The 25,391-nt window shown below is 63.4% G+C and carries 14 protein-coding genes; 8 read left to right on the top strand and 6 right to left on the bottom strand.

The features are described 5' to 3' along the window. Nucleotides 1–232: 232 nt before the first annotated feature. The 3 genes from KBF66_RS11025 to KBF66_RS11015 all read left to right on the top strand — a co-directional run bounded on the left by KBF66_RS11025 (nt 233) and on the right by KBF66_RS11015 (nt 9,362). Nucleotides 233–472, top strand: coding sequence for a hypothetical protein (locus KBF66_RS11025; RefSeq protein WP_296656365.1), 240 nt, complete (start codon nt 233–235; stop codon nt 470–472). A 7-nt stretch (nt 473–479) separates the two neighbouring features. Then, complete coding sequence (locus KBF66_RS11020) at nt 480–8,906, top strand: glucoamylase family protein (RefSeq protein WP_296656362.1); 8,427 nt, start codon at nt 480–482, stop codon at nt 8,904–8,906. A gap of 141 nt (nt 8,907–9,047) precedes the next feature. After that, nucleotides 9,048–9,362 carry a BON domain-containing protein gene (locus KBF66_RS11015; RefSeq protein WP_296656360.1) on the top strand — a complete coding sequence of 105 codons (315 nt, stop codon included), beginning with the start codon at nt 9,048–9,050 and terminating at the stop codon, nt 9,360–9,362. Between the two features lie 189 nt (nt 9,363–9,551). On the opposite strand, the gene KBF66_RS11010 is transcribed toward KBF66_RS11015, so the two are convergent. Beyond that, complete coding sequence (locus KBF66_RS11010) at nt 9,552–9,977, bottom strand: YXWGXW repeat-containing protein (RefSeq protein WP_296656358.1); 426 nt, start codon at nt 9,975–9,977, stop codon at nt 9,552–9,554. Between the two features lie 127 nt (nt 9,978–10,104). On the opposite strand from KBF66_RS11010, the gene KBF66_RS11005 reads away from it, so the two are divergent. Then, a complete protein-coding gene (locus KBF66_RS11005; protein ID WP_296656355.1) occupies nt 10,105–11,499 on the top strand; it encodes a phospholipase D-like domain-containing protein in 1,395 nt (464 codons plus the stop codon). 92 nt (nt 11,500–11,591) lie between these two features. Further along, on the top strand, nt 11,592–12,170 hold the full coding sequence (locus KBF66_RS11000) for a BON domain-containing protein (RefSeq protein ID WP_296656352.1): 579 nt from the start codon (nt 11,592–11,594) through the stop codon (nt 12,168–12,170). A gap of 29 nt (nt 12,171–12,199) precedes the next feature. On the opposite strand, the gene KBF66_RS10995 is transcribed toward KBF66_RS11000, so the two are convergent. The 5 genes from KBF66_RS10995 to KBF66_RS10975 all read right to left on the bottom strand — a co-directional run bounded on the left by KBF66_RS10995 (nt 12,200) and on the right by KBF66_RS10975 (nt 18,770). Then, on the bottom strand, nt 12,200–12,913 hold the full coding sequence (locus KBF66_RS10995) for a Crp/Fnr family transcriptional regulator (RefSeq protein WP_296656391.1): 714 nt from the start codon (nt 12,911–12,913) through the stop codon (nt 12,200–12,202). An 18-nt stretch (nt 12,914–12,931) separates the two neighbouring features. Continuing rightward, nucleotides 12,932–13,747 (bottom strand): response regulator, encoded by an 816-nt coding sequence (locus KBF66_RS10990; protein ID WP_296656350.1) that lies wholly within the window; start codon nt 13,745–13,747, stop codon nt 12,932–12,934. 82 nt (nt 13,748–13,829) lie between these two features. After that, nucleotides 13,830–15,185, bottom strand: coding sequence for a PAS domain-containing sensor histidine kinase (locus KBF66_RS10985; RefSeq protein WP_365732544.1), 1,356 nt, complete (start codon nt 15,183–15,185; stop codon nt 13,830–13,832). Nucleotides 15,186–15,316: 131 nt separating this feature from the next. Beyond that, nucleotides 15,317–17,062 carry an EAL domain-containing protein gene (locus tag KBF66_RS10980; RefSeq protein ID WP_296656348.1) on the bottom strand — a complete coding sequence of 582 codons (1,746 nt, stop codon included), beginning with the start codon at nt 17,060–17,062 and terminating at the stop codon, nt 15,317–15,319. After that, complete coding sequence (locus tag KBF66_RS10975) at nt 17,052–18,770, bottom strand: ATP-binding protein (RefSeq protein WP_296656388.1); 1,719 nt, start codon at nt 18,768–18,770, stop codon at nt 17,052–17,054. The genes KBF66_RS10980 and KBF66_RS10975 overlap by 11 nt, the downstream gene beginning before the upstream one ends. Nucleotides 18,771–19,073: 303 nt before the next feature. Here KBF66_RS10975 and KBF66_RS10970 point away from each other — a divergent pair, with 303 nt between their 5' ends. From KBF66_RS10970 to KBF66_RS10960, 3 genes are all read left to right on the top strand, one after another. Further along, complete coding sequence (locus KBF66_RS10970) at nt 19,074–22,145, top strand: chemotaxis protein CheB (RefSeq protein WP_296656345.1); 3,072 nt, start codon at nt 19,074–19,076, stop codon at nt 22,143–22,145. 11 nt (nt 22,146–22,156) lie between these two features. Then, on the top strand, nt 22,157–24,469 hold the full coding sequence (locus KBF66_RS10965; RefSeq protein ID WP_296656342.1) for an EAL domain-containing protein: 2,313 nt from the start codon (nt 22,157–22,159) through the stop codon (nt 24,467–24,469). Nucleotides 24,470–24,594: 125 nt separating this feature from the next. Then, nucleotides 24,595–25,391 (top strand): DMT family transporter (locus KBF66_RS10960; protein WP_296656339.1); only part of this gene is annotated, 797 nt, incomplete at its 3' end.

Genomic DNA, 25,391 nt, shown 5'->3' with positions numbered 1-25,391 from the left:
CTTGACAAGCGCTTGAAGCTATTAATACTAAAGCGCATTGAACCTCCGATGCAGGGTCTGCAAGGTAACGCGCCGATCTGCCCCAGTCTGTTCGCGAGCGCACAGACCCACCGGACGGTTCTGCCAATACTCCAGCTGTTGACGTGCCACGCTGCCCGTCGCTTGCTGAACAGGGGCGTCGCCGCTACAGGTGTTGGGGCGTCAACCACAACCCAACCCAGAGGGCAGATCCATGAACACAAACATCCCTCACTTCTCCTGGAAAACAGCCACCGCTGGCCATTCGCTGCTCTCCACACCCCTTGACCTGTGCGCCCTGGATGAGCATCTTGGCGCTTGCCAGCACCCGAGCCGGCACTGGTTTGCACTGCACTGCATGTCGCAGTCGCTACGCGGATTTGTGGCAGCACGGCTGATGACCACTTTGCTGTTTGTGGCGGGTCTGGTGTTGCTGGTCAGCTGGCTGCTTTAAGGCAGGTGTGCGCGCCAAACTGGTCAGCCTGATTCACGAGGCCCCGAATGGGCTGTGTGACATGCTCAATGGCGATCTGGGCGCCGTACAAGGGCCGATTCGCTCCGAGATTTTTGGTCCGCAGCGTTTTGCCCAGCACGGTCGCAGTCTGGCGCAAACGCATCGGGCAAGTCGGGCATCGCGCGCCGGCAACTTTTTCCCACGCATCCGAAGCAACATGGCGATGTTGCGCCAGGCGCACCATTACATCGGCGTGCTGGCAACCACCGGATATGACATCAGCCCGGCAGCCGAGTGGTTGCTGGACAACTTCCACCTGGTGCAGGCACAAGCCAAAGAGATCAGCGAGGCCTTGCCGCGCAGTTATTTCGCCACTTTGCCGATGCTGCAAGACGAGCCTTTGGCCGGTCTGCCACGCATTTACGGCGTGGCCTGGGCTCTGGTGGCACACACCGATGGTGCCTTCGATGCGGCGCTGCTGGTCGATTACCTGAGCGCCTATGAAGAGGTTCGCCCACTCAATCTGAGCGAAATGTGGGCACTGCCCACGACATTGCGTGTGGTGCTGATTGAGAACCTGCGTCGACTGGCCGAACGGGTGGCCACCAACAAGGCGGCGCGTGAGGCCGCCAACCTGTGTTTTGACCATATCAGCCGTTACTCGGTGGATGCGCTTGACGACTTGCTGGGGTTGCTCAACCTGCGCGGTGTCGGGCCGGTTTTTCTGGTGCAGATGGCATTGCGCCTGCAAGATCACCGGGCCACCCGCGATAGCGCAGAGCAGGTGGAGCTACAGGCCTGGCTGCAGCAATCCCTGCCAGATCTCGCAGCACGCCAGACGCAGCAGGCGGCTGACCAGGCCGCGGACAACCTGAGTATGAGCAATGCCATCACATCGCTGCGCGCCATTGGTGATGCTGACTGGCCTGACATCATTGCCAGTACCAGCGCACTGATGCGCCTGATGCTCAGCTCTACCGTCTTTGAAGCCGAAGATACCCTGACCCGTGACCACAGCCTGCATGCCATTGAGCGTCTGGCGCGGCGCAGTCAACACGCAGAAGTCCGCGTCGCCGAGCGCCTGTTGAGCCTGATGAACGGCTCCGATCACGACGCCGGACGGGTCGCGGCGCATTGGCTCAGCGGATCGGGACGCCCCGCTTTGTTGCGTGCGCTGGCGCTCAACCCGTTCGGGGCGCAACTGCGCTTGTGGGTCACGCGTCAACTGGCGTTGCCACTCTACCTGGGCGCCATGTCGCTGGTCCTCGGGTCGTTGATGTGGTGGCTGCTGCGCCAGACGCAGACCGATGCGCTCTGGGTGCTGTGGCTGTTTGGATGCCTGGCCTTGTTTCCGGCCTCCGAGGCGGTGGTGGCAGTGGTCAACCGACTTATCAGCGAGTCGGCGCAACCACATCATCTTCCGCGTCTGGCTTTGGTCGATGGCATTGCGCCGGAACACCGGGTGATGGTGGTGATTCCGGGTATGTTGACCCAGGCAACATCGGGCGAAGCGCTGGCGCACCGCCTGTACCTGCATTACCTCGCCAATCCGGAGCCGCAAGCCCAATTTGCACTGCTGACCGACTGGGGCGACGCACCCACCGAACACACCCCTGCCGATGCCGGCCTGCTGGCCGATGCGCTGGCGCAAGTCGCTGCACTCAACGCACTGCATCCGGAACAGTCAGCGGCGCTGGGGGCACCACGCTTCATCCTGTTGCACCGTGAGCGCCAGTTCAGCCCGACCGAACAATGCTGGATCGGCTCGGAGCGCAAGCGTGGCAAGCTCGAAGCGCTGGTTGCCGCGCTGGCGAGCGGTGATAGCAGCGTTTTTTTGGATCGGGGACAAGCCTCACACATCGCAGAAAAGCTGTGTTACGTGCTGACCCTCGACGCCGACACCGAGCTGCCGCCGGGACGTCTGCGTGAACTTGTCGGCGTGGCGGCGCACCCGCACAACCGGCCGCAACTCGATGCCACCGGGCGTATCGTGCTGAGCGGCTATGGCATCTTGCAGCCGCGGGTCGCAGCGCCCCTGCCCTCGTGCCAGGAAGTCACCGCCTACCATTGGTTGTTTGCCGGTCAGTGCGGCATGGACCCCTACAGCGCGGCCAGCTCCGAGGTCTATCAGGACCTGTTTGCCCAAGGCACTTTCACCGGCAAGGGTCTGCTGCATGTGCAGACCCTCCACGCGGTGCTCGGCGGGCGCTTGCCAGCAGGGCGGGTCCTTAGCCATGACCTGCTGGAAGGGGCTATTGCACGCTGCGCCGCAGTGACCGACATCGCCCTGATCGAAGAGCCGCCCTTTCATGCCGATGTCGCGGCCTCAAGGGTTCACCGCTGGATTCGCGGTGACTGGCAACTGCTGCCATTTTTGCTTCATCCCAGGCGTTTTGGACTCAACGCGGTCAACTTCTGGAAAATGTTTGACAACCTGCGCCGCTCGCTGGTGGCGCCGGCCTCGCTTGGCTGGCTGCTGCTGGTGTTTGCCACCGCCGCGATACCGCCGGGGCTTGCCCTGTTGGTGGTGTTGGCGGCGTTCTCGGCCGGACCGCTGATGGGTTCACTGGCGGGCTTCTTGCCCAGCCGATTCGACACGGCAAGGCGGCATTTCTATGGTGCCGCATGGCTTGATCTGGCGCGTGCGGGGCTCGCAGGGGGCTGGTTGTTGGCACAGCTGCTGCAGCAGTCGATGCAAAACCTCGATGCCATCGCCCGAGCCCTGTACCGCATGGCCGTCAGCAGGCGACATTTGCTGCAATGGACCACTGCCGCAGTTGCTGCCGCACAGGCGCGCTCAGAGCTGCCGGCGGTGGTGCGTCAGCACTGGCGCGAGCCGTTGCTGGCGCTGCTGCTATGGGGCGCCTTGTACCTCGGTGCGACGCCAATGCCCTGGCTGGCCGGCGCGTTTTGTCTGGTGTGGGGTGCCGCACCGCTTTGGACCTGGTGGGGCAGTCTGCCCCGGGCCCCGGATTGCGATGTGCCTTTGGCTGCTGCCGACCGGCGCTACCTGGAAAACATCGCCCGCGACACCTGGCGCCTGTTCGAGCGCTGCGTCGGACCGGCTGACCACCACCTGCCGCCGGACAACCTGCAGGTGCTGCCCTACGACATGGTGGCACACCGGACATCGCCTACCAACATTGGCATGTATTTGTTGAGTGTGGCGTGCGCTCGCACCTTTGGCTGGATCGGCACACAGGAGATGCTGGCGCGGCTTGAGGCAACGCTGGCCACGTTGCACACGCTGGCGCGCCACCAGGGCCATTTCATGAACTGGTACGACACCCGGACTTGCGAGCCCCTGCTGCCAATGTACGTGTCAACCGTTGACAGTGGCAATCTCAGCGCCCATTTGCTGGCGACCGCGCAGGCTTGTCTGGCGCTGGCCGCAACGGCCGAGGACCCCCAGGTCTGTCAGAACGCCATCGCGGTCGCACGTTTGCGGCTAAGACCCTGGCTGACACGCCGCAGTGCCTTGAACGCGGCGCAACGTGATGAACTGAAATGGCTGCTGGCAGACCACCGTGCCACGGTGCGCTCGGCGCGGCTCGACATGCTGGCACATGGGCTGGCGCAGCCGCCCGGCAAAGCTTGGTCGCAAACGCGGCTCCTGGCGCTTGCCAGCGCCTTGCGAGCTTTGGCCTGGCAAGCCGATTTCTCTTTTTTGTACAGCCGTTCCCGTCATTTGTTCCATATCGGCTACCGGGTGGCCGAGCATCAGCGCGACGCCGGGTTTTATGACCTGCTGGCCTCCGAATCGCGGTTGACGAGCCTGCTGGCGGTCGCCCGTGGTGACGTTCCGGTGCGTCATTGGGCGGCGCTGGGGCGTCCATTTTTTGTGCAGGGCAGCGCGGCGGGCCTGCGCTCGTGGACCGGCTCGATGTTTGAGTATCTGATGCCCGGCCTGGTGCTACGCGAGCCCGCTGGCAGTGTGCTGCATGAGGCTTGCCAGGCGGCGTTGCGCGCGCAGTTTGCCTTCACCAGGCGCTTGGGTTTGCCTTGGGGCATATCGGAGTCGGCCTATGCCGCCAGCGACGATTCGCTTGCCTATCAATATGCCCCCCAGGGTGTGCCCGGTCTGGCGCTGCGCCGCACCCCCCCCGACGAACTGGTGATCGCACCCTACGCCACCGCACTGGCCGCGCAATGGTTGCCTCACGCTGCCATGCTGAACTTTGCCACGCTGGAAAAACTCGGTGCGCGCGGGCGCTATGGCTTTATCGAAGCGCTGGACTTCACCAGTGCGCGACGCACCGGGGAAGAGGCATTTGTGCCGGTTGCCACCTACATGGCGCACCATCAGGGGATGAGCATTGTGGCGCTGACCAACCTCTTGCACCATGGTGCCGCGCAACGCTGGGGTATGGCCAACGCCCACCTTCAGGCGGTCTCGTCGTTGCTGCACGAACGTGTGCCCCGCGAGATTTCCAGTCTGGTCTGCACCCCCCCCGGTCCGGTTACCCAGGCGCAGCGTCGCCATTTGCCGGGTTTGCTGCGCGAAGTGATTCCGGGCAGCGCCGCCCTGGAGCCGACCCATGTGCTGTCGAACGGGCGCTACAGCGTGCAGTTGCGTGCCAACGGCGCCGGTGCCAGCAGCTGGGACCAAACCGGCATCACCCGGATTCGCGACGACGTCCTGCGCGACGAGCGTGGCAGTTTCATTTACCTGCGCCACAGTGACAGCGCCGCACCCTATTCGATCACGCAACACCCGGCGCCGGACCCGGCAGCGCACTACAAATGTGTTTTTCACTCCGATCGGGTGTGTTTCGACGCCGTCTGGCCCAGCCTGCAAGCCCACACCACGGTATGGGTCAGCCCGGAGGACGACATCGAGTTTCGCCAGGTTGAGCTGCGCAACCTGAGTGACCAGGCGCTGGACATTGAGCTGATCTCCGCGTTCGAACCTGCCTTGTCCACAGCGCGCGCTGATGCGGCGCATCCGGCGTTCATGAACCTGTTTGTCAGTGCCCAGTGGTTGCCTTCGGAGCACGCCCTGCTGTTTGAGCGCAAACCCCGCCAGTCGAGTGAGGAGGGTCTCAAGGTGGCCCATTTCCTGACCGACATCAGCGTGCAGCCGCTTCGGGTGCGCTGCGCCGTGGATCGCCAGGCCTGGAGCGGGCGCAACCGCAGTGCCAGTGCCCCGATGGCCAGCTTTCCTGACATCCCCGAGGCCACTCCCCCCGCGACCGATCAGTTGTCGACCGGGCTCGACCCGATCTGCGCACTGTCGGTCACGCTGCGGATTCCTGCCATGCGCAAAGCGCGACTGAGCTTTGCCACGGCGGCATCGAGCCATCGCGACACCCTGCGCGCGGTGATCGACAAGTATCGCCAGACCAGCAATGTGCAACGCGCATCACTGATGTCGGCCACGCTGATGGGCATCCGGTTGCGCGCCTTGCGCATCAGTGCCGAAAACTACGCCGCGCAGCAGTCGCTGACCAGTGCGCTGGTGTTGAGCCACACCCAGGTGCAGGCCCGCGCAGTGCGGCCGGCCAGCGCCGCCACGGAGGTATGTGACCGCCGGCTGCTGTGGCGTTTCGATGTTTCTGGCGATCACCCGTTGCTTCTGGTGCAAGTCAGTTCGATCCAGGGACTGGGATTGCTGCGTGCGCTGACGCAGGCGCTGGGGCTGTGGCTATGGGGTCGGGTGGCCTGCGATCTGGTGGTGGTGAACGCCGAGCCAGCGTCCTATCTGATGCCGCTGACGCGCGAACTCATGCTGCTGCGAGATCGGCATCAGGCCGACTGCGCCGCCCGAACCGGCAACCCGCAGACACGCCTGCATCTGCTGCGTGCCGACGAGCTCACCGCGCCGGAGCTCAACACCCTGCACAGTCTGGCGCGGGTGGTGTTGCATGCCGATGGGCGTGGTCTGGCGCACCACGTGCAAAACTGGCTCGACTTGCACGAAGTTGGGCTTGAACTCCGCCAGGGCACCTCCACCACCGCGTTGGGGTTGTCGACCAGTCGCGTCGCACCGGTGCCCGGCGGTGGCCGATTTGTGCCAGGCAGCGGTGAGTTTGTGTTTGACGTTCATGCCCGCCAGCGCCCACCCAGGCCGTGGATCAATGTGCTCGCCAATGCATCGTTTGGAGCCCAGGTTTCAGAGGCTGGCGGAGGATACACCTGGGCGGTCAACAGCCGCTTGAACCAGCTCACCAGCTGGTCGAACGACCCGGTGTCTGATCCGCCCTCTGAATGGTTTTTGTTGCAAAACAGCAAAACCCGCGAACTCTGGTCAGTGGCACCTTCGGCGGGTGTTCAGGATGACCTGACGTATCACGTGACCCACGGGCAGGGGTTCACCCGTATCAGCCACCGACGCGGCGATCTGCAGGTCACAGCGACCTGGTGTGTGGCGGCGGCCATTGCCGTCAAACAGGTGCATCTGGCGCTGGTGAACCTGGGCAGCAAGGCATTGCATCTGCGCCTGATCGGTATCGCAGAATGGCAAATGGGTGCCAGCCGCCTGGACCGCACCACCGTGCGCACCGCTGCCGGCCACGATGCCGGAGTGCTGTCGTTGTGGTCTACCCAGCGTGATCGGTCGGCGGGCTTTGGCGATGGCACCGCATTTCTGGCCACCGCCGACACTGAAGCCGCCCCCGATCCCGACAACGACGACTGGACCTGCGACCGTCGCGAGTGCTTTGACAGCCGTGGACGGCTGGTGGTGCCAGACTACTTTGGCCAGACCAGTGGTGATGGCCTGGACCCCTGTGCCGCCATGTCGGTTCACCTGGTCCTGGCGGGCGGCCAATCTGCAGAGCGCACGTTCCTGATGGGTTTTGGTGCCACGCCACAGCGGGCCAAGGACTTGCTGGTGAGCGCCATCCGCCTATCGGCGACACAACGCCTGCAGCAAGTCAGACAGGGCTGGCAACAGTTGCTCGGGGCCACCACCGTCAAAACGCCCGACGACCGGCTGGACGCGCTGGTCAATCACTGGCTGCTTTACCAGGCGGTGTCGTGCCGTCTTTGGGCCAAGGCGGGCTTTTACCAGGCGGGCGGGGCGACCGGTTTTCGCGACCAGTTACAGGACGCCATGGCCCTGGCCTGGGGCGCACCGCAGATGCTGCGGGCGCAGATTGTGCTCAATGCCTCGCGTCAGTTCATGGCCGGGGATGTGCAGCACTGGTGGCACGACCCGCGAGGCGTTGGGGTGCGCACCCACTTTTCTGACGATCTGCTGTGGCTGGCGTATGCCTGCGTGCATTACCTGCGCGCCACCGGCGACACCTCGCTGCTCGATGAATCGGTCGCGTTTCTTGACGGGCCTGCCATTGCGGCGGGTGCCGAGGACGCTTATTTTGAGCCGACGGTCAGTGCCCAGCAGGCCACCGTCTACGAACATGCGGCGCGTGCCATCGACCGCAGTTTGCGCGTGGGCAGCCACGGCTTGCCGCTGATGGGCAGCGGTGACTGGAACGACGGCATGAACCAGATCGGCATCGAGGGGCGCGGCGAGTCGGTCTGGCTGGCCTGGTTCCTGTGTCGCCTGGCGACCGATTTTGCGCCGATTGCCCACGAGCGCGGTGACAAGGGGCGGGCACAGCGCTGGGAGCGCGCTGCCGCCGGTTGGCGCGCCGCGCTGACGACCCAGGCTTGGGACGGCCATTGGTTTACTCGCGCTTATTTTGACAACGGCCAGGCGCTGGGAGCCAGCGTCAACCCGGAGGCGCGCATTGATCTGATTGCCCAGGCCTGGGCGGTGCTCTCCGGTGTCGCCCCACTGGCGATGCAGCAACAAGCCATGGCCTCGGTACAAGCGCAACTGGTGGATCCGCAGGCGGGTCTGATCTGCCTGCTGGCACCACCTCTGGTCCACGCGGTACCCAGCGCCGGCTACATCCAGGCTTACCCGGGCGGTGTGCGGGAGAACGGTGGCCAATACGCCCACGCTGCAATCTGGGCGCTGATGGCGCAGGCGCAACTGGCCACCGCCGGGGTCGCGGCCAATACGGCCAGCGCCAGCGCTGGCGACCAGGTTTACCGCTATTTCACCTACCTGAGCCCGGCACACCGCAGCGCTCACCCGACCCGCGGCCCGGTCTACGGGCTGGAGCCCTATGTCATGGCCGGCGATGTCTGCAGTCAGCCGCCCTATGTCGGGCGCGGTGGCTGGAGCTGGTACACCGGAGCGGCCGCCTGGCTGCACCGTGCCGTGATCGAGTCGATGTTCGGTCTGACCCAGGAAGCCAAGCGTCTGCGCTTCACGCCCTGCCTGCCGGGAGACTGGCCGCAGGCCGAGCTGACACTGAGGCGGGCAGACCGACAGATGCGCTTCATCCTGATGCGCGCCAACCCGGCGCAGGCGCTGGCAACCCATGCAGCGTCAGGTGCGCAATTGCTGCTGCCGGGTCAGTGGCTCGCCTGGACCACCCTGTCCCCACAGTCCTGCATGGTGATCCCGCTGTTGCCTTGAACCGCCTGCCACTGTGCGTGCGCCAGCGTACCGACACCGCGTGCCGCGACTTCTAAAGTCAAGCCATCGACTGGGAATGTCCCGGTTTTTCGCCCATCGATGGTGGGGCTTTCACCGTCAATATCCTTTTGGAGAATCATCATGTTCATTCGAACCACCCTTGCGGTTGCCACGGCAGCGCTGCTTATCATCTCGGCGAGCGGATGTGCCGTGGGCCGGGGACAGGAAACTGTGGGCGCTTATGTGGATGACGCGGGCATCACGACGATGGTCAAGGCCCGCATGGCCGAGAGCAAGCTGGTCAGCGCAACCTCGATCAGTGTGGAAACGCTCAATGGCAGTGTGATGCTGTCCGGTTTTGCCAAAAATGCAGTGGAAAAGAGCGAAGCCGAACGGATCGCCCGTGGCGTCAACCACGTCAAGTCCGTCAAGAACGAGATCGCGGTTCGTCCCTGAACCCGATACAGTGCCCGGACGATGCGCCGGGAACCTGAGCCTGGCGAGCAACGCCTGTAACCCCGTGATTCGCCTATCGGATCCCGGGGTTTCGCTTTGTCGGTGCGAGGCTGATTGAGGGCGCGAAAAAAAAACCGGTGGATTCGCCAACCACCGGCGGTTCGTCAAACGACGCAAGTCTTGCCTGGTTCAGCGGCGGCGGTTGTCGTGTGGCGGCTCCTCCCATGGGCCGCGTTTGGCGGCCTTCCCGTTGGGTCGTTTGGGCTGTTGCAACCGCGGATTCGGGTGTGCGCGCGGTGGCTGGTATTGGCTCTCACGGCTCCAGTTGCCAGGTTGACGGTAGTAAATGTTGCCGCGCTGCTCCCAGCGGTCAGGTTCCCAGCGGTAACCCTGGCGCTGCACGATGGCGCGGCCCCGCACCCAGATGTGACGGTCATGGTTCCAGGCCCAGTAGCCCGGTGCCCAGATATAGCCGGGTGCCATCATCGGCACCGGTTCAAAGATCAGCGGCGGTGGCCCGATGTTGATGCGCAAGCTCACCTGTGCGCTGGCGGCAGCGCCGGTGGCCAGTGTCACGGCCAGTAACAGGCCCTGCACAAGTCGACTAAGTTTCATAGACACCTCAAGTTTGGTTGGAGATGCCATGGTCGTGGCTGGCGCTGGGCCAGTCGGTGCGTTGGCGCACTGAAAACCGGCAAGGCACGCCTTATTCTGACTGCCTACGCCTTGCCAAACCCCCACCATGCAGACTCCTACCCGGCTGCGCCTTCAATCGTTGGCGCTGGTGCTTTGCAGCCTGAGCACGGCAGGGTGCGCCGACCTGCCCAACACCGAGGCGATTCTGGCGCGCCATGCCACACAGGCAGCGCAGTTCGACAATGCGCACGGCCCCTTGAGTGCCAAACGCAGCGCCGCGCTGCTGGCGGCACTCCGGGCCCGCTCCGGCCATCTGGATATCCTCGACAAACAGATCACGCTGGAGCAGGCCGTCACCGGCAGCCCCCTGGTGGTGGGCAATCGAACCACACTGCTGCAAGACGGCCCGGCCACCTATGCGGCCATGTTTGCCGCCATGGCGCAGGCGCAAGACCACATCAACATCGAGTCCTACATCATCGAAGACGATGCGGTGGGGCTGGCATTTGTCAGCGAACTGCTGCGCCATCAGCGTCGTGGCGTCCAGGTCAACCTGATCTATGACAGTGTCGGTGGACTCCAGACGCCCAAAACCTTCTTCGCGACACTGATCGAGGCTGGCGTTGCGGTGCTGGAATTCAATCCGGTCAATCCGGCGCTGGCGCGCGGTGACTGGGTGCTCAACCAGCGCGACCACCGCAAGCTGCTGGTGGTCGACGGACGGCTGGCCTTTGTGGGTGGCATCAACATCAGCAGCGTTTACTCCTCGGGGGCCATTCTGCGGCGCGCCAAGAAAGCCGTGCCAAGCCCCGCCGCCTGGCGCGATACCGACCTGCAGATCGAAGGTCCGGTGGTGGCCGAGTTCCAGAAGTTTTTTCTGCAAACCTGGGCCAAGCAGCAAGGCCGGGCGCTGTTGCCCAAAAAGTACTTCCCGCCTCTGGTGGCAGTCGGGCGCGACATCGTGCGCGCCATTGGCAGCTCGCCCGACGACCCCTACAGCCTGATGTACCTGACGCTGATCTCGGCCATTGGCAATGCCGAGCGGCACGTCGACCTGACCAATGCCTATTTCGTGCCCGACCCACAATTGCGTCAGGCGCTGACCGCCGCGGCCGCACGCGGTGTCGAGGTGCGCCTGATCCTGCCCAGCTACAGCGACTCCAGCCTGGTTTTTCATGCCGGGCGCGCCCATTACGCCAGCCTGCTGGCCGGTGGTGTGCACATTTATGAGCGCCACGGCGCGCTGTTGCACGCCAAGACGGCGGTGATCGATGGCATCTGGTCCAGCGTGGGTTCCAGCAACCTCGACTGGCGCAGTTTCATGGACAACGACGAACTCGATGCCGTGGTGCTCGGGCGCGATTTTGCGGCCCAAATGGAGACCATGTTTGCGCGTGATCTGGCCGCCTCGCAGCGGGTTGACGCCCAAGCCTGGGCACAGCGTGGCGCGGTGCTTCAGCTCAAGGAGTGGCTGGCGCAGCTATGGCAACGCCTGCTGTAGTGGCTTGCTCTGGGTTCGTTATCGCACAGACGGCCGCCCCGCTTGCCGTCACAGTCGGACCCGGCAACCCCTTTCAACCCGGAGAATTACTGATGAACAACCCCCTTGGCCTGCGTATTTTGACCACCACCCTGGCCGGCGTCATGACCATTTCGATGGTCGCCTGCAACAAGCCCGCGGACGCCACCGGTGCAGCGGCACCCAATATCACGGTGGGCACCGAGCTTGATGACAGTGTGGTGACCACCCGAGTCAAATCAGCCCTGCTGGCTGACGACGAGATCAAGGGTTTTGACATCAAGGTCGAGACCCGCAAGGGCGAGGTCATGCTCAGTGGCTTTGTCGACAGTCAGACGCAGCTGGAGCGCGCCGCCACGGTGGCCGGCATGGCAGAAGGTGCCAAGAGTGTGGACAACAAGCTCAGTGTCAAATCGGGCACCAGCACGGTGGGCAACAAAGTGGACGACAGCGTGATCACCACCCGCGTCAAGGCGGCACTGCTGGCCGATGTCAGCATCAAGAGCCTGGACATCTCGGTGCTCACCCGCAAGTCCGAAGTGCAGCTCAGCGGCTTTGTCAACAACCAGGGTCAAATTGACCGCGCCGTGGAAGTGGCCCGTGGCATTGAAGGCGTCACCCAGGTCGGCAATGACATGAGTGTCAAAAAGTAAGCACCCGCCAACCGGCGGGCCGCCGCCGGCTAGGGCCGCCGCACATCGCTGAGCAGTCGGTCCAGTTCTTTCTTGACCACTCCGTAGCATTCACACGCCCCCGCCTCCAGCCCGCTGCGGCTCAGCACGCTGATGTGGCCGCGGCGATAGCGGATGTGGCCCGCGGCCTGCAGGTGCCCCGCGGCGTCGGTCACACTTTCACGACGTACGCCCAGCATACTGGCCACCAGTTCCTGCGTCATCACCAGTTCGCGTTCCGGCAGGCGGTCCAGCGTCAGCAGCAGCCAGCGGCACAGTTGCTGCTCGACCGAGTGGTGACGGTTGCAGACGGCGGTTTGTGCCATCTGGGTCATGAGGGCCTGGGCATAACGCAGCAGCAGGCGCTGCAGGGCACCGGAGCGGTCAAACTCTGCTTTCAGTGTGTGGCGGTCCAGCCGCCAGGCTTGCCCGGCGGTTTGCACGACCGCAGAACTTGAGGTGGTGTCGCCACCCATGTACAGTGAAACACCCACCACGCCCTCGTTGCCGACGCCAGCGGTTTCGACCGACGCGCCTGACTCTGTCACATAGTGCAGCGAGACGATCGAGGAGGTGGGAAAGTAGGCATGGCGCATCTGGCTGCCGGGTTCGTAGAGCATCTGGCCCAGTGCCAGCGGCACCAGTTCCAGCTGCGCTGCCAGTGTCTGCAAGTCTGCTGCCGGTAGCGCCGCCAGCAGGTGGTTCTGGTTGAGGTGTGAAGGCATGGTCAAGCTGCCGTTCCTTCAGGCGGGCAGTTCCAGCCCGATGCCGCGATAGCCGACAAAGCGGCTGAGCCGGTCGAACATCGGCTCACCACTGACCTGAAACACCTGCTGGCGTTGGTCAGGGCCGGTACGGTGCAAGACAAAGTCCAGAAACGGCTGGCGGTTGTTGATGATCGTCTGCAGCCGCACCCGCTCGGCATCGTTCCAGCCGCTGGGCAATAGCGGCCTGTCTTTGCTGTGCAAAGGCTCCACCTGAATACCCAGCATCTCCAGCACCGGCCCCGATACCTTGGTGAAGCTGCCGCTCTCGTCCTGCTCCCAGTACCAGTCGCAGGCCAGTTCGGTCAGGCTGCGAAAACGGGCTTCGCTTTCGCGCAGCTCGGCAGTGCGCTGGGCCACCGTGGCTTCCAGCTCCTCGTTGTACTGAGCCAGCTTCTTGTACAGCAAGCGCACCTCCAGCATGTTGTAAATGCGGGTTTTAACCTCAATCAGGTCAAACGGCTTGCTGATGAAGTCCTTGGCACCGGCAGCCAGCGCCTGCAGCTTGTGGCCGGGCTGGGCGGTCAGCACAATCACTGGCAGGTAACTGTCGGTGGTGTTGGTTTTCAGGCCGGCCATCACCGCAAAGCCATCCATCACCGGCATCTGCAGGTCCAGCAGGATCAGGTCGTACTGATTCTTGCGGTGCAGTGCACACACCTCCTCGGGTTTCATGGTCGAGCTCAAATGGCTATAGCCAGCCTCGCCGAGCAACTGCAACAGCAACTGCACGTTGGCGGCCTGGTCATCCACGATCAGGATGTTGGCCGCAAGAATGTCAATCGTCAGGTTCATGACCATCGTCCTTCGGGTAGTTTGCTATTGAAAGATAAGCTGAAAAGTGATTATCTATATGGGCTAGAGGCTATTTTCGTGACTAAATAGCCGCAGGCGCCGTTGCCAGCGACAACTCAAACCAGAAGTTGCTGCCAACAGCCGGGGTGCTGCTGGCACCAATGGTGCCGCCCATCATTTCCACCAGCCGTTTGCTCACCGTGAGGCCAATGCCAGTGCCTTCATGCGGGCCGTTCTCCTGGCCCAGCCGGTTGAAGGGCTGAAACAACTGGGCCAACTGCTCGGTTGAGAGCCCCGTCCCGCTGTCTTGCACACTGACGCGCACTCGCCCGTGTGGCCGCAAGCTCCAGCTCACGGCAACCCGGCCCTGGGCGCGGTTGTATTTGATGGCGTTGGACAGCAGGTTGATCAGCACCTGCTTCAGGCGGCGCCGGTCCGCCTGTACCCGGCATGGCTGATCAAAGCCAGGGAAGGCCAGCTCAATGCCGCTGGCATTGGCTTGTGGCTCAATCATGGTCTGGCAGTCGGCCAGTACCTCGGCCAGCGACTCATCGCCCATGGTCAGTGCCAGCTGCCCGGACTCGATGCCTGCCAGATCCAGAATTTCGTTGACCAGCGCCAGCAGATACCAGCCACCGTGGACGATCTGGTCGATCGACGATTTTTGCGCCGGGGTGGGTGGCGGGGTGCCTGCATCCATCAACTGGGCAAAACCCAGAATGGCATTCAGCGGTGAGCGCAGTTCGTGGCTCATGCTGGCCAGAAAGTCGGACTTGGCGCGGTTGGCCTTGTCGGCCAACTGGCGCGTGCGCTCCAGTTCCAGGTTCTTCTCGTGCAGGATCGCGTCCAGCTGCTTGCGCTCTGACACGTCCTTGAGCATCACCCGCAGCACGCTGCTGCCGCTCAGGCTGCGGGAGACATTGGCCACCAGACTGACCCAGATCTTGCTGCTGTCACTGCGGGTCATCTGCAGTTCAAAGCTTTGCGGCTCACCGGTGGCACGCAGTTGCTCGGTGCTTTGCCGGTAGATGGCGCGCTGTGCATGGGGCATGAAACTGGTCAATGCCCGTTTCACCAGGGAACCCCGTGGTACGCCAAGCAGGGTGGCCACGGTCAGGTTGGCCTCCAGAATCAGATCCTGGTCGGTGATGGTGCAGTAACCCACCGGTGCCATGTCGTAGAGGTCGAAGTAACGTTCGCGGGCGATCTCCAGCGCCACCTGCGCGCTGCGCAGCTCTTCATTTTGCAATTCCAGCTCGACCTGATGCACCCGCAACTCGTGGAACAGCAATTGCACGTCTTCCGGGGTCATGCCCTCGGCCAGTTGCGGCGGCACACGGGGCACCTCGCGCTGGCGGTCCATGGCGCGCCGGCGCAGCTGCTGCAAGGTGCTGACCAGCAGCACCGTGTCATCAGGATTCTGATCGGATGGGGTCATGGTGGTGCGTCATGGTGAGTTGATTGTGCTGCCCAAATGGTCAATGCACCGTGAGCATCGCTTGGCCGGGCAAGCAAGGCTGGTGTCGCTGCCACGGAGCGCTCCTCTAATAAAAGCACATGATCTCCTTGTCATAAGCGCTTGCGGGCGTTTGTTGCGTAGTCATCGCGCAGCGCTGCCGGGGGCAGCGGCGCGGCAAAGTAGTTGCCCTGAAAGTGGCTGCAGCCCACGCTGGCAAAGTAGTCCAGCTGCGCCGCAGTCTCGACGCCTTCGGCCAGCACCGGCAAGCCAAGGCTGACCCCGAGCGCCACAATGGCGCGTGCAATCACCGCCACGCCGCTGTCGCTCAGGGCTGCCTGCACCATGGCCTGATCAACCTTCAGGCGCGCCAGGGGCAGGCGCCTCAGATACACCAGCGATGCAAATCCGGCACCAAAGTTGTCCAGGCTGAAACCCACACCGCTGTCGTTCACCGCGTGCATCTTGCCAATCGCATCCTCGATGTCGTTGCGCAGGCTGTCTTCTGCCAGCTCCAGGATCAGGCGCTGAGCGGGCGCACCGCTGAGGTGCAAGGCAGCGGCCACCTGTTGCACAAAGTCAGACTGCGCCAGCTGGCGCGCACCCACGTTCACGGTCAACGTCCAGTGGGCGCGCTGCGGGTCTTGCGCCCAGACCAGCAATTGCGCGCAGGCGGTCGCCAGCACCCAGCGGGCCAATGGCAGGATCAGATTGGTTTCTTCAGCCAGCGCCAGAAACTGCCCCGGCAACAGCACCCCGCGCTGGGGGTGGTTCCAGCGCAGCAGGGCTTCGGCGCCGCTGGGTACCCCTCGGCGGTCCACCTGAATCTGGTAGTACAGCGCGAAGGCCGGGGTATTGAGGGCATGGCGCATGTCATCGATCAGGGTGTCGTGCGACTGCACCTCGGCGTGCATGGCGGCATCAAAGCGGCACACCTGGTTGCGCCCGCGAGACTTGGCACGGTACATCGCCAGATCGGCCATTTTGAGCAAACTGCTGATGGACTCGGTTTCGCCGCAAAACAGCGCCAGGCCGATGCTGATGGTGTTGTCGTAGCGATGGCCGTTGAGCTGGTAAGTCTGACCCAGCGCGTGCAGGATCTGCTGCGCCACGGCCTGCGCCTGCGCGGTGGCTTCCGGTGGCTGCTGGCTCAGGGTGTTGAGCAGCACCACAAACTCGTCACCGCCAAAGCGCGCCACCTCATCGCCTTCGCGCACGCACAAGCGCAGCCGTTGCGCCACCTGGTGCAGCAGCACATCGCCCACATCGTGGCCCAGCGTGTCGTTGAGCAGTTTGAACTGGTCCAGATCCATGAACATCAAGGCGCAATAGTCGCCGCTTTGGGCCGACCTCTGGCGTGCCTGCGCCAGGCGCTCCAGCAGCAGTCGCCGGTTGGGCAGACCCGTCAGCGCGTCATGCAGGGCCATGGACTTCAGCGCACTGGCTGACTGGCCCAGCTGGTTGTAGAGCAGGCGCACCTCGAGCAGGTTGTGAATGCGTGTCGTGAGTTCCAGCAGGTCAAAGGGTTTGGCAACGAAATCGCGCGCACCGGCGCGCAGGGCGCGCAGCTTGTGCTTGGGTTGCACGGTGATGGCCAGCACCGGCAGGTAGCCGTCGGACTCGATGTCGTGCAGCGCCTGCATCACCGCAAAACCATCCATGCCGGGCATTTGCAGGTCCAGCAGGATCAGGTCGTAGCGGTGGATGCGGTGCAGTTCGCACACCGCAAACGGGTCTTGGGTGCAGGTGAGCTGACGGTACCCGGCTGCTTGCAGCAGTTGCTCGAGCAAAGCCAGGTTGGCCGGCTTGTCGTCAACGATCAGGATACGGGCTTCGAGCAGGTCAACGTCAGCAGACATCGTAGGTCTCCCGCCCGATGCCGGCGGCCTGCTGCGAACCCGCCAGCGCCAGGGCGCTGTCCAGCGCCTCCATGAACGCCGGCACCCGGATCGGCTTGGTCAGGTAGCGGTAAAAGCCGGCGGCCAGTCCGCGCTCGATTTCGCGCGGCATGGCGTTGGCGCTCAGGGCCATGATCGGTATGTGGGCCGTGCTGCTGTCGGCCTTGAGTATCAGCAGCGCCTGCAAGCCACTGATGCCGGGCAGGTTGATGTCCAGCAGAATGATGTCGGGGTGGTGTTCACGCGCCAGCGCAATGCCGCGCATGGCGTCTTCCGCGCCAAACAGCCGCATGTCCGGGCGCCTGGCAATAAGCTGCTCCACCAGCGCCATGTTGGCGCGGTTGTCTTCCACATACAGCAGCGTGCGCAGCCGAACCCCGTTCACGACCGGCGTGGTGTGTGACAACTGTTGTTCGATGACGTGGTCTTCAAACTGCGGCGCCCCGATCAAGTCCAGCTCGATCCAGAACACACTGCCCGCACCCTCGGTGCTGCTGACGCCAATGGCGCCGCCCATTTGTTCCACCAGTCGCTTGCTCACCACCAGGCCAATGCCGGTGCCCTCTTCGTTGCTGTTCTGTTTGCCCAGGCGGTTGAACGGCTGAAACAGCTCGGCGATCTTGTCGGCAGACAGGCCATCACCGGTGTCTTGCACGCTGATGCGCATTTGGCTTGCCGCGCGCTCGCTGCACGTCACATAGACGCTGCCACCGTGGCGGTTGTATTTGATGGCGTTGCTCAGCAGGTTGATTAACACCTGCTTGAGCCGGGTACGGTCGGCACGGACAAAGGGATTGCCCGGAAGGGCCGGGTAGTGCAATGCAATCTCTTTGCGCTGCGCCAGCGGTGCAATCAGCGTCTGGCAGTCGGTCAGCACCTCTGACAGCGACACCGGCTCGCACGACAGCGACACCCGGCCGGACTCGATCAGCGCCAGGTCAAGCACCTCGTTGATCAGCTCCAGCAGGTACCAGCCAGCGCGCAGGATCTGGTCGATGCTGGCCTTCTGGGACGGATTGGGCAGTGGTGTGCCCGACTCCAGCAATTGGGCAAACCCCAAGATCGCGTTGAGCGGCGAGCGCAGCTCGTGGCTCATGCCCGACAGAAAGTCGGACTTGGCCAGGTTGGCCTTGTCGGCCAGTGCACGGGCACTTTCCAGTTCGGTGTTCTTGTCGCGCAGCACCTGGTCCAGTCGCTCGCGCTCCACCTCGGCGGCACGCCGCGCCCGGTTGTCGGTGCCGATCAGCAGGTAGCCAATGATGGTGCCGCGCTGGTCGCGCAGCGCTGTGACCGACACCACCGCCGGCAGTCGGCTGCCATCCTTGCACAGATAGGTCAGCTCGTAAATGTCTTCGATGCCGCGAGAGGCCTTGAACACCAGCGCCTCAAACCCCGGGGTGATGGGGGTATCGAGCTCGAGGCTGAGCGCCTTGGCGCGCGCCACCACCTCCTGCGGGTCTGAAATGTCGGCCGGTGTGATTTTGTTCATCACCTCGGCAGCGGTGTAACCCAGCATTCGTTCGGCACCTACATTGAAAATCTGGATCACACCCTGCGCGTCGGTGGCAATGCTGGAGAAGTTGGCGCTGTTGAAGATGGCATTTTGCAGCGCAGCACCGGGTGGCTGTGGTTTGCTCAGGCACGCCGCAGGCGCAGCCGTGGCCGGGATCGGCCCACGCGCTTGCGAGATCCAGGCTTTTATTTGGGTGGTGATGTTCAAGGCGTTGGACGATGGAGGCAGACCGCCGCAAGGTCGACGAGGTCAGGTGCCAGCATAAGACAGCGCCAGCCGCCGCTCTGTGCGCTGGCGCACGCAGGCCAAAAAATTGCACAAAAACGGCCTCTAGCGCAATGCCATCAAGGGTTTTTAGCTATATAAAATTTACCTCCCTGGGGGTAGATTAATGCCTACAATGGTTCCAGTGTTGCGGCCCTTTGGCCGCACCCGCACAGCGCAAGCCGCAGGAGTCTCATGACACAAGCACCGCCGGACCCGGTTGCAACGCCCGCATGCGCAGCCCCATCCGCCGTGCCCGCTGCGGCGGACTTTCCCATTGTCGGTATCGGGGCCTCGGCGGGCGGGCTGGCGGCGTTTGAGGCTTTTTTCCACGGCCTGCCCAAAGATGCCAACCCTGGCATGGCTTTTGTGCTGGTGCAGCATCTGGCACCCGACCACAAAAGTATGCTGGCCGAGCTGATTCGGCGTTACTCGACCCTGCAGGTGCTGGAGGTCGAAGACAGCATGACGGTGGCCATCAACAGCATCTACATCATTCCACCCAACCACGACATGGCCCTTTTAGGGGGCACGCTGCAGTTGCTGGAACCCACGGCACCGCGCGGCCAGCGCCTGCCGATTGACTTTTTCTTCAAATCGCTGGCCGAAGACCAGCGTGAGCGTGCCATTGGCATTGTGCTCTCGGGCACCGGCAGCGACGGCTCGCTGGGCTTGCGCGCCATCAAGAATGCCGGTGGCATGGTGATGGCCCAGACCCCCGAGAGCGCCGAGTTCGATGGCATGCCCGGCAGCGCCATCGCCACCGGTTTGGTCGACTACACGCTGGAGCCGGCGCAGATGGCGGCACAGCTGGTCGGCTATATCCAGCACGCGTTTGGCAAGTTCTCCCTGCGTTCGGACAAGCCGGTGCACATCAACGAGTCGGCGCTGAAAAGAATCTTTGTGCTGCTGCGCAGCCAGACCGGCCACGATTTTTCCCAGTACAAGCCCAGCACGGTGCACCGGCGCATCGAGCGGCGCATGTCGGTGCAGCAGATCACGCTGATCGACGAGTACGTGCGTTTTCTGCAGCAAACGCCGCAAGAGGTCGAAGCGCTGTTTCGCGATTTGCTGATTGGGGTCACCAACTTCTTTCGTGATCCCGAGGCGTTCCAAACGCTCGAAGATCAGGTCATTCCGCAACTGTTTGCGGGTAAATCCACCAGTAACGGGGTGGTGCGCATCTGGGTGGCGGGCTGCTCGACCGGTGAAGAGGCCTACTCGCTGGCGATTTTGCTGCAGGAGCGCATGGAGGCGCTGCAACAAAACTACACGGTACAACTGTTTGCCACCGACATTGACAGTCGCGCCATTGCCACTGCGCGGGTCGGGCTGTACCCGCTGGGCATTGCCGCAGACCTGTCGCCGCTGCGCCTGTCGCGCTTTTTCACGCCGGAGCCCGATGGCCGGGGGTATCGCATCCACAAGAGCATACGTGACATGCTGGTGTTCTCGGAGCAGAACCTGACGCGTGACCCGCCGTTTTCCAGGCTCGACCTGATCACCTGCCGCAACCTGCTGATTTACCTCAGCGCCGATTTGCAGAAGCGGCTGATGCCCCTGTTTCATTACGCCCTCAACCGGCAGGGCTATTTGTTTTTGGGCACCTCTGAAGGCATTGGCGACTTTTCAGACCTGTTTGCCACGCTCGACCGCAAGGCCAAGCTGTTTCAGCGCAAGAACGCCGAGCCCAGTGTGCTGCGCACAGCCAGCCGCTTTTTGCCCCCGCTGACCGCACTGGAGGCGGCGCTGCCGCGCGGGCCCGGCAAAGAGGCTTATCCGGTCCGGCTGCCGCTGCGTGAACTGACCGAGCAGGCTCTCCTGGCGCAGGTGGCCCCGGCGGGTGCGCTGATCAACGCCCTGGGTGACATTCTTTACCTGCACGGGCGCACCGGCATGTACCTGGAGCCCGCACCCGGCGAGGTGGGTGTGCCCAACATCCTGAAAATGGCCCGCGAAGGGCTGCGCCCGCCGCTGTCCAATGCGCTGCAACGGGCCGCGGCAACGCAACTGCCGGTGCGCACCCCTGGGGTAAGGGTCAAGACCAATGGGCACTTCACCCGGGTCAACCTGAGCGTGCGCCCGGTGCTCACCAACCCGCCGGTGCCAGAGGCCAACCTGAACCCGGATCTGCCCGCTGCGCCCACGGCACCCGACGCCCACTTGTATCTGGTGATTCTGGAGGAGGCACTGGATCCGGTGCCTGATGCGCCAGTGGCAGCGGCCGGCGTGGCGGCAGCCCATTTGACTGCCGACGTCGACACGATGGCGCAGCTGGCCGCCCTGCGCGACGAGTTGCGCGCCAAGGACGAATACCTGCAAAGCACCCACGAAGAGCTGGAAAGCTCCAACGAGGAACTCAAGTCCAGCAACGAAGAGATGCAGTCGGTCAACGAAGAGTTGCAAAGTACCAATGAAGAGCTGGAAACCTCCAAGGAAGAGCTGCAGTCGGTCAATGAAGAGTTGTCGACCGTCAACAACGAGCTCAATCTCAAGGTGGATGATTTGTCGCGCCTGAACAACGACATGAACAACCTGCTGTCAGGCACCGGCATCGCCACGGTGTTTGTCGACCACCAGTTGCGCATCCTGCGTTTCACCCCCACGGCCTCGCAGCTGATCAACCTGATTGCCGGTGATGTGGGGCGACCGGTGGGCCACATTGTGTCGAATCTGGTGGGTTACACCAGCCTGGTGGCCGACACCCAGACCGTGCTGGACACCCTGGTGCCGATCGAGGTGCAGGTACAAACCACCGACGGGGCCTGGTTTACCCTGCGCATTCGCCCCTACCGCACGCTGGACAACGTGATCGAAGGTGCGGTGATCACCTTCAGCGACATCAACGAACTCAAGCGCATGGAGGCCGCGCTGGAGCAGGCCAACCGGCTGGTGCGGCTGGCGGTGGTGGTGCGCGATGCGTTTGACGCCATCACCGTGCAGGACCTCGAGGGCCGCACCCTGGCCTGGAACCCGGCGGCCGAGAGCTTGTACGGCTGGACCGAGGCGCAGGCGCTGCAGATGAATGTGGCGGATCGGATTCCGCCCGAACTGCGCGCCGAAGCCCTGGGGAAAGTCCGGCAACTCGGTCAGGCGCAGCAACTGGAGAATTACCGGACCCGGCGCCTCAACCAAAGCGGCGATGTGCTTCAGGTGTCGCTCACCGCCACGGCACTGGTCAATGCGGCGGGCGCCGTGTACGCCATCGCCACCACCGAGCGCGTGCTCGACAACAGTTCCGGCGGCGCGGCATCGCCGCCAGACTGACCAGGCTGAGCATGCTCGCCCATACCCCACCCCGTGCCAAGGCAGCACTGACGGTCGAAGACTTGCTGGCGGCGCAGTCCCTGCGTGATCAGGCTGAGCGCGAACTGCAAGGGCGCGGTGGCGATGCGGCCCCGCGCCGTGACGACCCGCTGTTTGGTGCCCTGTACCAGATGCACGATTTGCGGGTGCACAAGATCGAGCTGGAGATGCAGAACGAAGAGCTGCGTCTGGCACGCCAGGCGCTGGAGCTTTCACGCGCCAGTTTGGTCGACCTCTACGACCAGGCACCGGTGGGCTACCTGAGCGTGAACCAGGCCGGGCTGATTGTGAGCGCCAACCTGACCGCCGCCACGCTGCTGGGCTTGCCTCGCGACGACCTGCTGCAACAGCCCTTGTCCCGGTGGGTGGTGCCGGATTCGCAGGACATGGTCTACCTGCTGCGCAGGCAGGTCCGCCTGGGGGACGGGCCACAGACCTTCGAGCTGGGGTTGCATCGCGTTGGCGGCCCCCCGTGGTGGGCACGCCTGGTGGCACAGGCCGTTCAGGATGAAACCGGTGCGCCGGTGCTGCGCGTGGCGCTCAACGACATCAGTGCGCAGCGGGACGCACAGGAGAAACTTCAGCTGGCTGCCAGCGTGTTTCTCAACTCGCGCGAAGGCATCATGATCACCGACCTGCAAGCCAGCATTGTCGAGGTCAACCAGGCTTTTTGCCGCATCACGGGTTTTGCGGCCTCTGAGGTGCTGGGCCATAACCCGCGGATGCTGAGTTCGGGCCGGCACGCGCCAGATTTTTATGCCAACCTGTGGCGCGATCTGCGCGCCAAGGGACACTGGTATGGCGAGGTCTGGAATCGCCGCAAGTCGGGTGAGGTGTATGCCGAACTGCAAACCATCAGCACCGTGTGCAACACGCGGGGCCAACCCACCCATTACGTGTCGCTGTTCTCGGATATCTCGGCCTACAAGGCGCATCAGAGCGAGCTTGAACACATTGCCCACTACGATTTGCTGACGCACTTGCCCAACCGGGCCCTGCTGGCCGACCGGCTGCACCAGAGCATGGCGCAAACCCTGCGCCGTGGCGACCTGCTGGGCGTGGCCTATATTGATCTGGACAGTTTCAAGCGTGTCAACGACGGCTATGGCCATGCCGTGGGCGACCAGCTGCTGGTGACCCTGGCCACCCGCATGAAAGAGACCCTGCGCGATGGGGACACGCTGGCCCGCATGGGCGGCGACGAGTTTGTGGCGGTACTGACCGGCCTGAAGGATGTGCGGGCGTGCCAGCCCATGCTGGCCCGGCTGCTGGCCGCTGCGGCGCAGCCGGTGCTGCTGGGTGAGGTGCTGCACCAGGTGTCGGCCAGCCTGGGGGTGAGCTTTTATCCACAGACGGAAGGGGTGGCGGCAGACCAGTTGCTGCGTCAGGCCGACCAGGCCATGTACCAGGCCAAGCAGCTGGGCAAGAACCGCTTTCATGTGTTTGACGCCGAGCAGGACCGAAGCGTTCGTGGTCACCATGAGAGTCTGGCGCGCATCCGGCTGGCGCTGGATCAGCATGAACTGGTGTTGTACTACCAGCCCAAAGTGAACATGCGCACCGGCCAGGTGACAGGTGCCGAAGCCTTGATACGCTGGCAACACCCGAGCCGGGGTTTGCTGTTGCCAGCCGAGTTTCTGCCGGTGATCGAAACCGACCCGCTGGCCATTGCAGTGGGTGAATGGGTGATCGACACGGCACTGGCGCAAATCACGCTCTGGCAGGCCGCAGGGCTGGTGTTGCCGGTCAGTGTCAACGTCGGGGCTTTTCAGCTGCAACAGCCCAGTTTTGTGGCGCAGCTGGGCACGCTGCTGGCGCGTCAGCCGCAGGTCGCACCGAGCAGTTTGACGCTTGAAGTGCTGGAAACCAGCGCCTTGCAGGACATCGGTTATGCCTCGCAGGTGATTGACGACTGTCTGCAACTGGGGGTGGCTTTTGCACTGGACGACTTTGGCACCGGCTACTCGTCGCTGACCTACCTCAAGCGTCTGCGCGTGGGGCTGCTCAAGATCGACCAGAGTTTTGTGCGTGACATGCTGGTCGACCCCGGTGACCTGAGTATTTTGCAGGGCGTCATTGGCCTGGCCAGTGCTTTTCACTGCGACGTGATTGCCGAAGGCGTTGAAACGCTTGCACATGGCACCTTGCTGCTGCAAATGGGCTGTGAACTGGCGCAGGGTTACGGCATTGCCCGCCCCATGCCCGCCGAAGAAATGCCCGGCTGGGTCGCGGCCTGGCAGCCGCCGACATGCTGGCGGCCCGGGCTTGGCCAGCCAGGCGAATGAGGCTGAGGGCAGGGAGGACCGGACAGTGGGTGCCGGGCCTGTGGGGGGCACCTACACTGAGCCGCCTGATTTGACGCACGAAACGTTGAGCTTTGGTTACACATCCGTTCTTTTCCCGGCGCAAGGTGGTCTTTCTACTGGCCGGGCTGTGCTGTCTGCTATGGGGCAGTGCCTACCCGGCCATCAAGAACGGTTACGCGCTGTTCTCCATTGCGCCGGACGACATACCGGCCAAAATGATTTTTGCCGGCTATCGCTTTGTACTGGCCGGCCTGCTGTTGCTGGCCGTGGCCGTGCTGACACGCCGCCAGGTTCTGGGTTTGAGCTGGAGCAAGCTGCGCCAGATCAGTACGCTGGGCCTGACGCAGACCGCTCTGCAGTATGTGTTTTTCTACGTCGGGCTGGCTTACACCACAGGGGTGAAAGGGTCCATCATGAACGCAACCGGCACCTTTTTCAGCGTGCTGCTGGCGCATTTCATTTACCACAATGACCGCTTGAGCCTGAACAAGGTGCTGGGCTGCCTGGTCGGATTTGCCGGCGTGATGGTGGTGAATTTCAAGCGCGATCTGCTGGATTTCCATTTCACGCTGCTGGGTGAGGGCTTTGTGGTGATCGCGGCCTTCATTCTGTCGGCAGCGTCCATTTACGGCAAAAAGGTGTCGCAGCACATGGACTCCATCGTGCTGACCGGCTATCAGCTGACGATTGGGGGGCTGGCCCTGCTGCTGGGTGGCTATGGGGCGGGCGGGGCCCTGGCGGGTTTCAGCTGGGCGTCGACGGCGCTGCTGGTGTACCTGGTGCTGCTTTCGTCGGTGGCGTTTGGCCTGTGGACGATTTTGCTCAAGTACAACCGGGTGGGTATGGTGACCGTCTTCAACTTCCTGATCCCGATCTTTGGGGCCATGCTGTCGGCAGTTTT

Origin of the sequence: Rhodoferax sp. (assembly GCF_018063565.1) — a bacterium.
GTDB lineage: Bacteria > Pseudomonadota > Gammaproteobacteria > Burkholderiales > Burkholderiaceae_C > Rhodoferax.
Note: the sequence above shows the minus strand (reverse complement) of the source record. Positions and strands in the feature narration are given on the sequence as shown.

Bases quoted from the DNA above. Each gene is read 5' to 3' on its own strand.
- KBF66_RS10985 (WP_365732544.1), bottom strand. From the start codon at position 15,185: ATGACCCCATCCGATCAGAATCCTGATGACACGGTGCTGCTGGTCAGC.
- KBF66_RS11010 (WP_296656358.1), bottom strand. From the start codon at position 9,977: ATGAAACTTAGTCGACTTGTGCAGGGCCTGTTACTGGCCGTGACACTG.
- KBF66_RS11005 (WP_296656355.1), top strand. From the start codon at position 10,105: ATGCAGACTCCTACCCGGCTGCGCCTTCAATCGTTGGCGCTGGTGCTT.
- KBF66_RS11000 (WP_296656352.1), top strand. From the start codon at position 11,592: ATGAACAACCCCCTTGGCCTGCGTATTTTGACCACCACCCTGGCCGGC.
- KBF66_RS10995 (WP_296656391.1), bottom strand. From the start codon at position 12,913: ATGCCTTCACACCTCAACCAGAACCACCTGCTGGCGGCGCTACCGGCA.
- KBF66_RS10980 (WP_296656348.1), bottom strand. From the start codon at position 17,062: ATGTCTGCTGACGTTGACCTGCTCGAAGCCCGTATCCTGATCGTTGAC.
- KBF66_RS11025 (WP_296656365.1), top strand. From the start codon at position 233: ATGAACACAAACATCCCTCACTTCTCCTGGAAAACAGCCACCGCTGGC.
- KBF66_RS11015 (WP_296656360.1), top strand. From the start codon at position 9,048: ATGTTCATTCGAACCACCCTTGCGGTTGCCACGGCAGCGCTGCTTATC.
- KBF66_RS10965 (WP_296656342.1), top strand. From the start codon at position 22,157: ATGCTCGCCCATACCCCACCCCGTGCCAAGGCAGCACTGACGGTCGAA.
- KBF66_RS10990 (WP_296656350.1), bottom strand. From the start codon at position 13,747: ATGAACCTGACGATTGACATTCTTGCGGCCAACATCCTGATCGTGGAT.
- KBF66_RS10970 (WP_296656345.1), top strand. From the start codon at position 19,074: ATGACACAAGCACCGCCGGACCCGGTTGCAACGCCCGCATGCGCAGCC.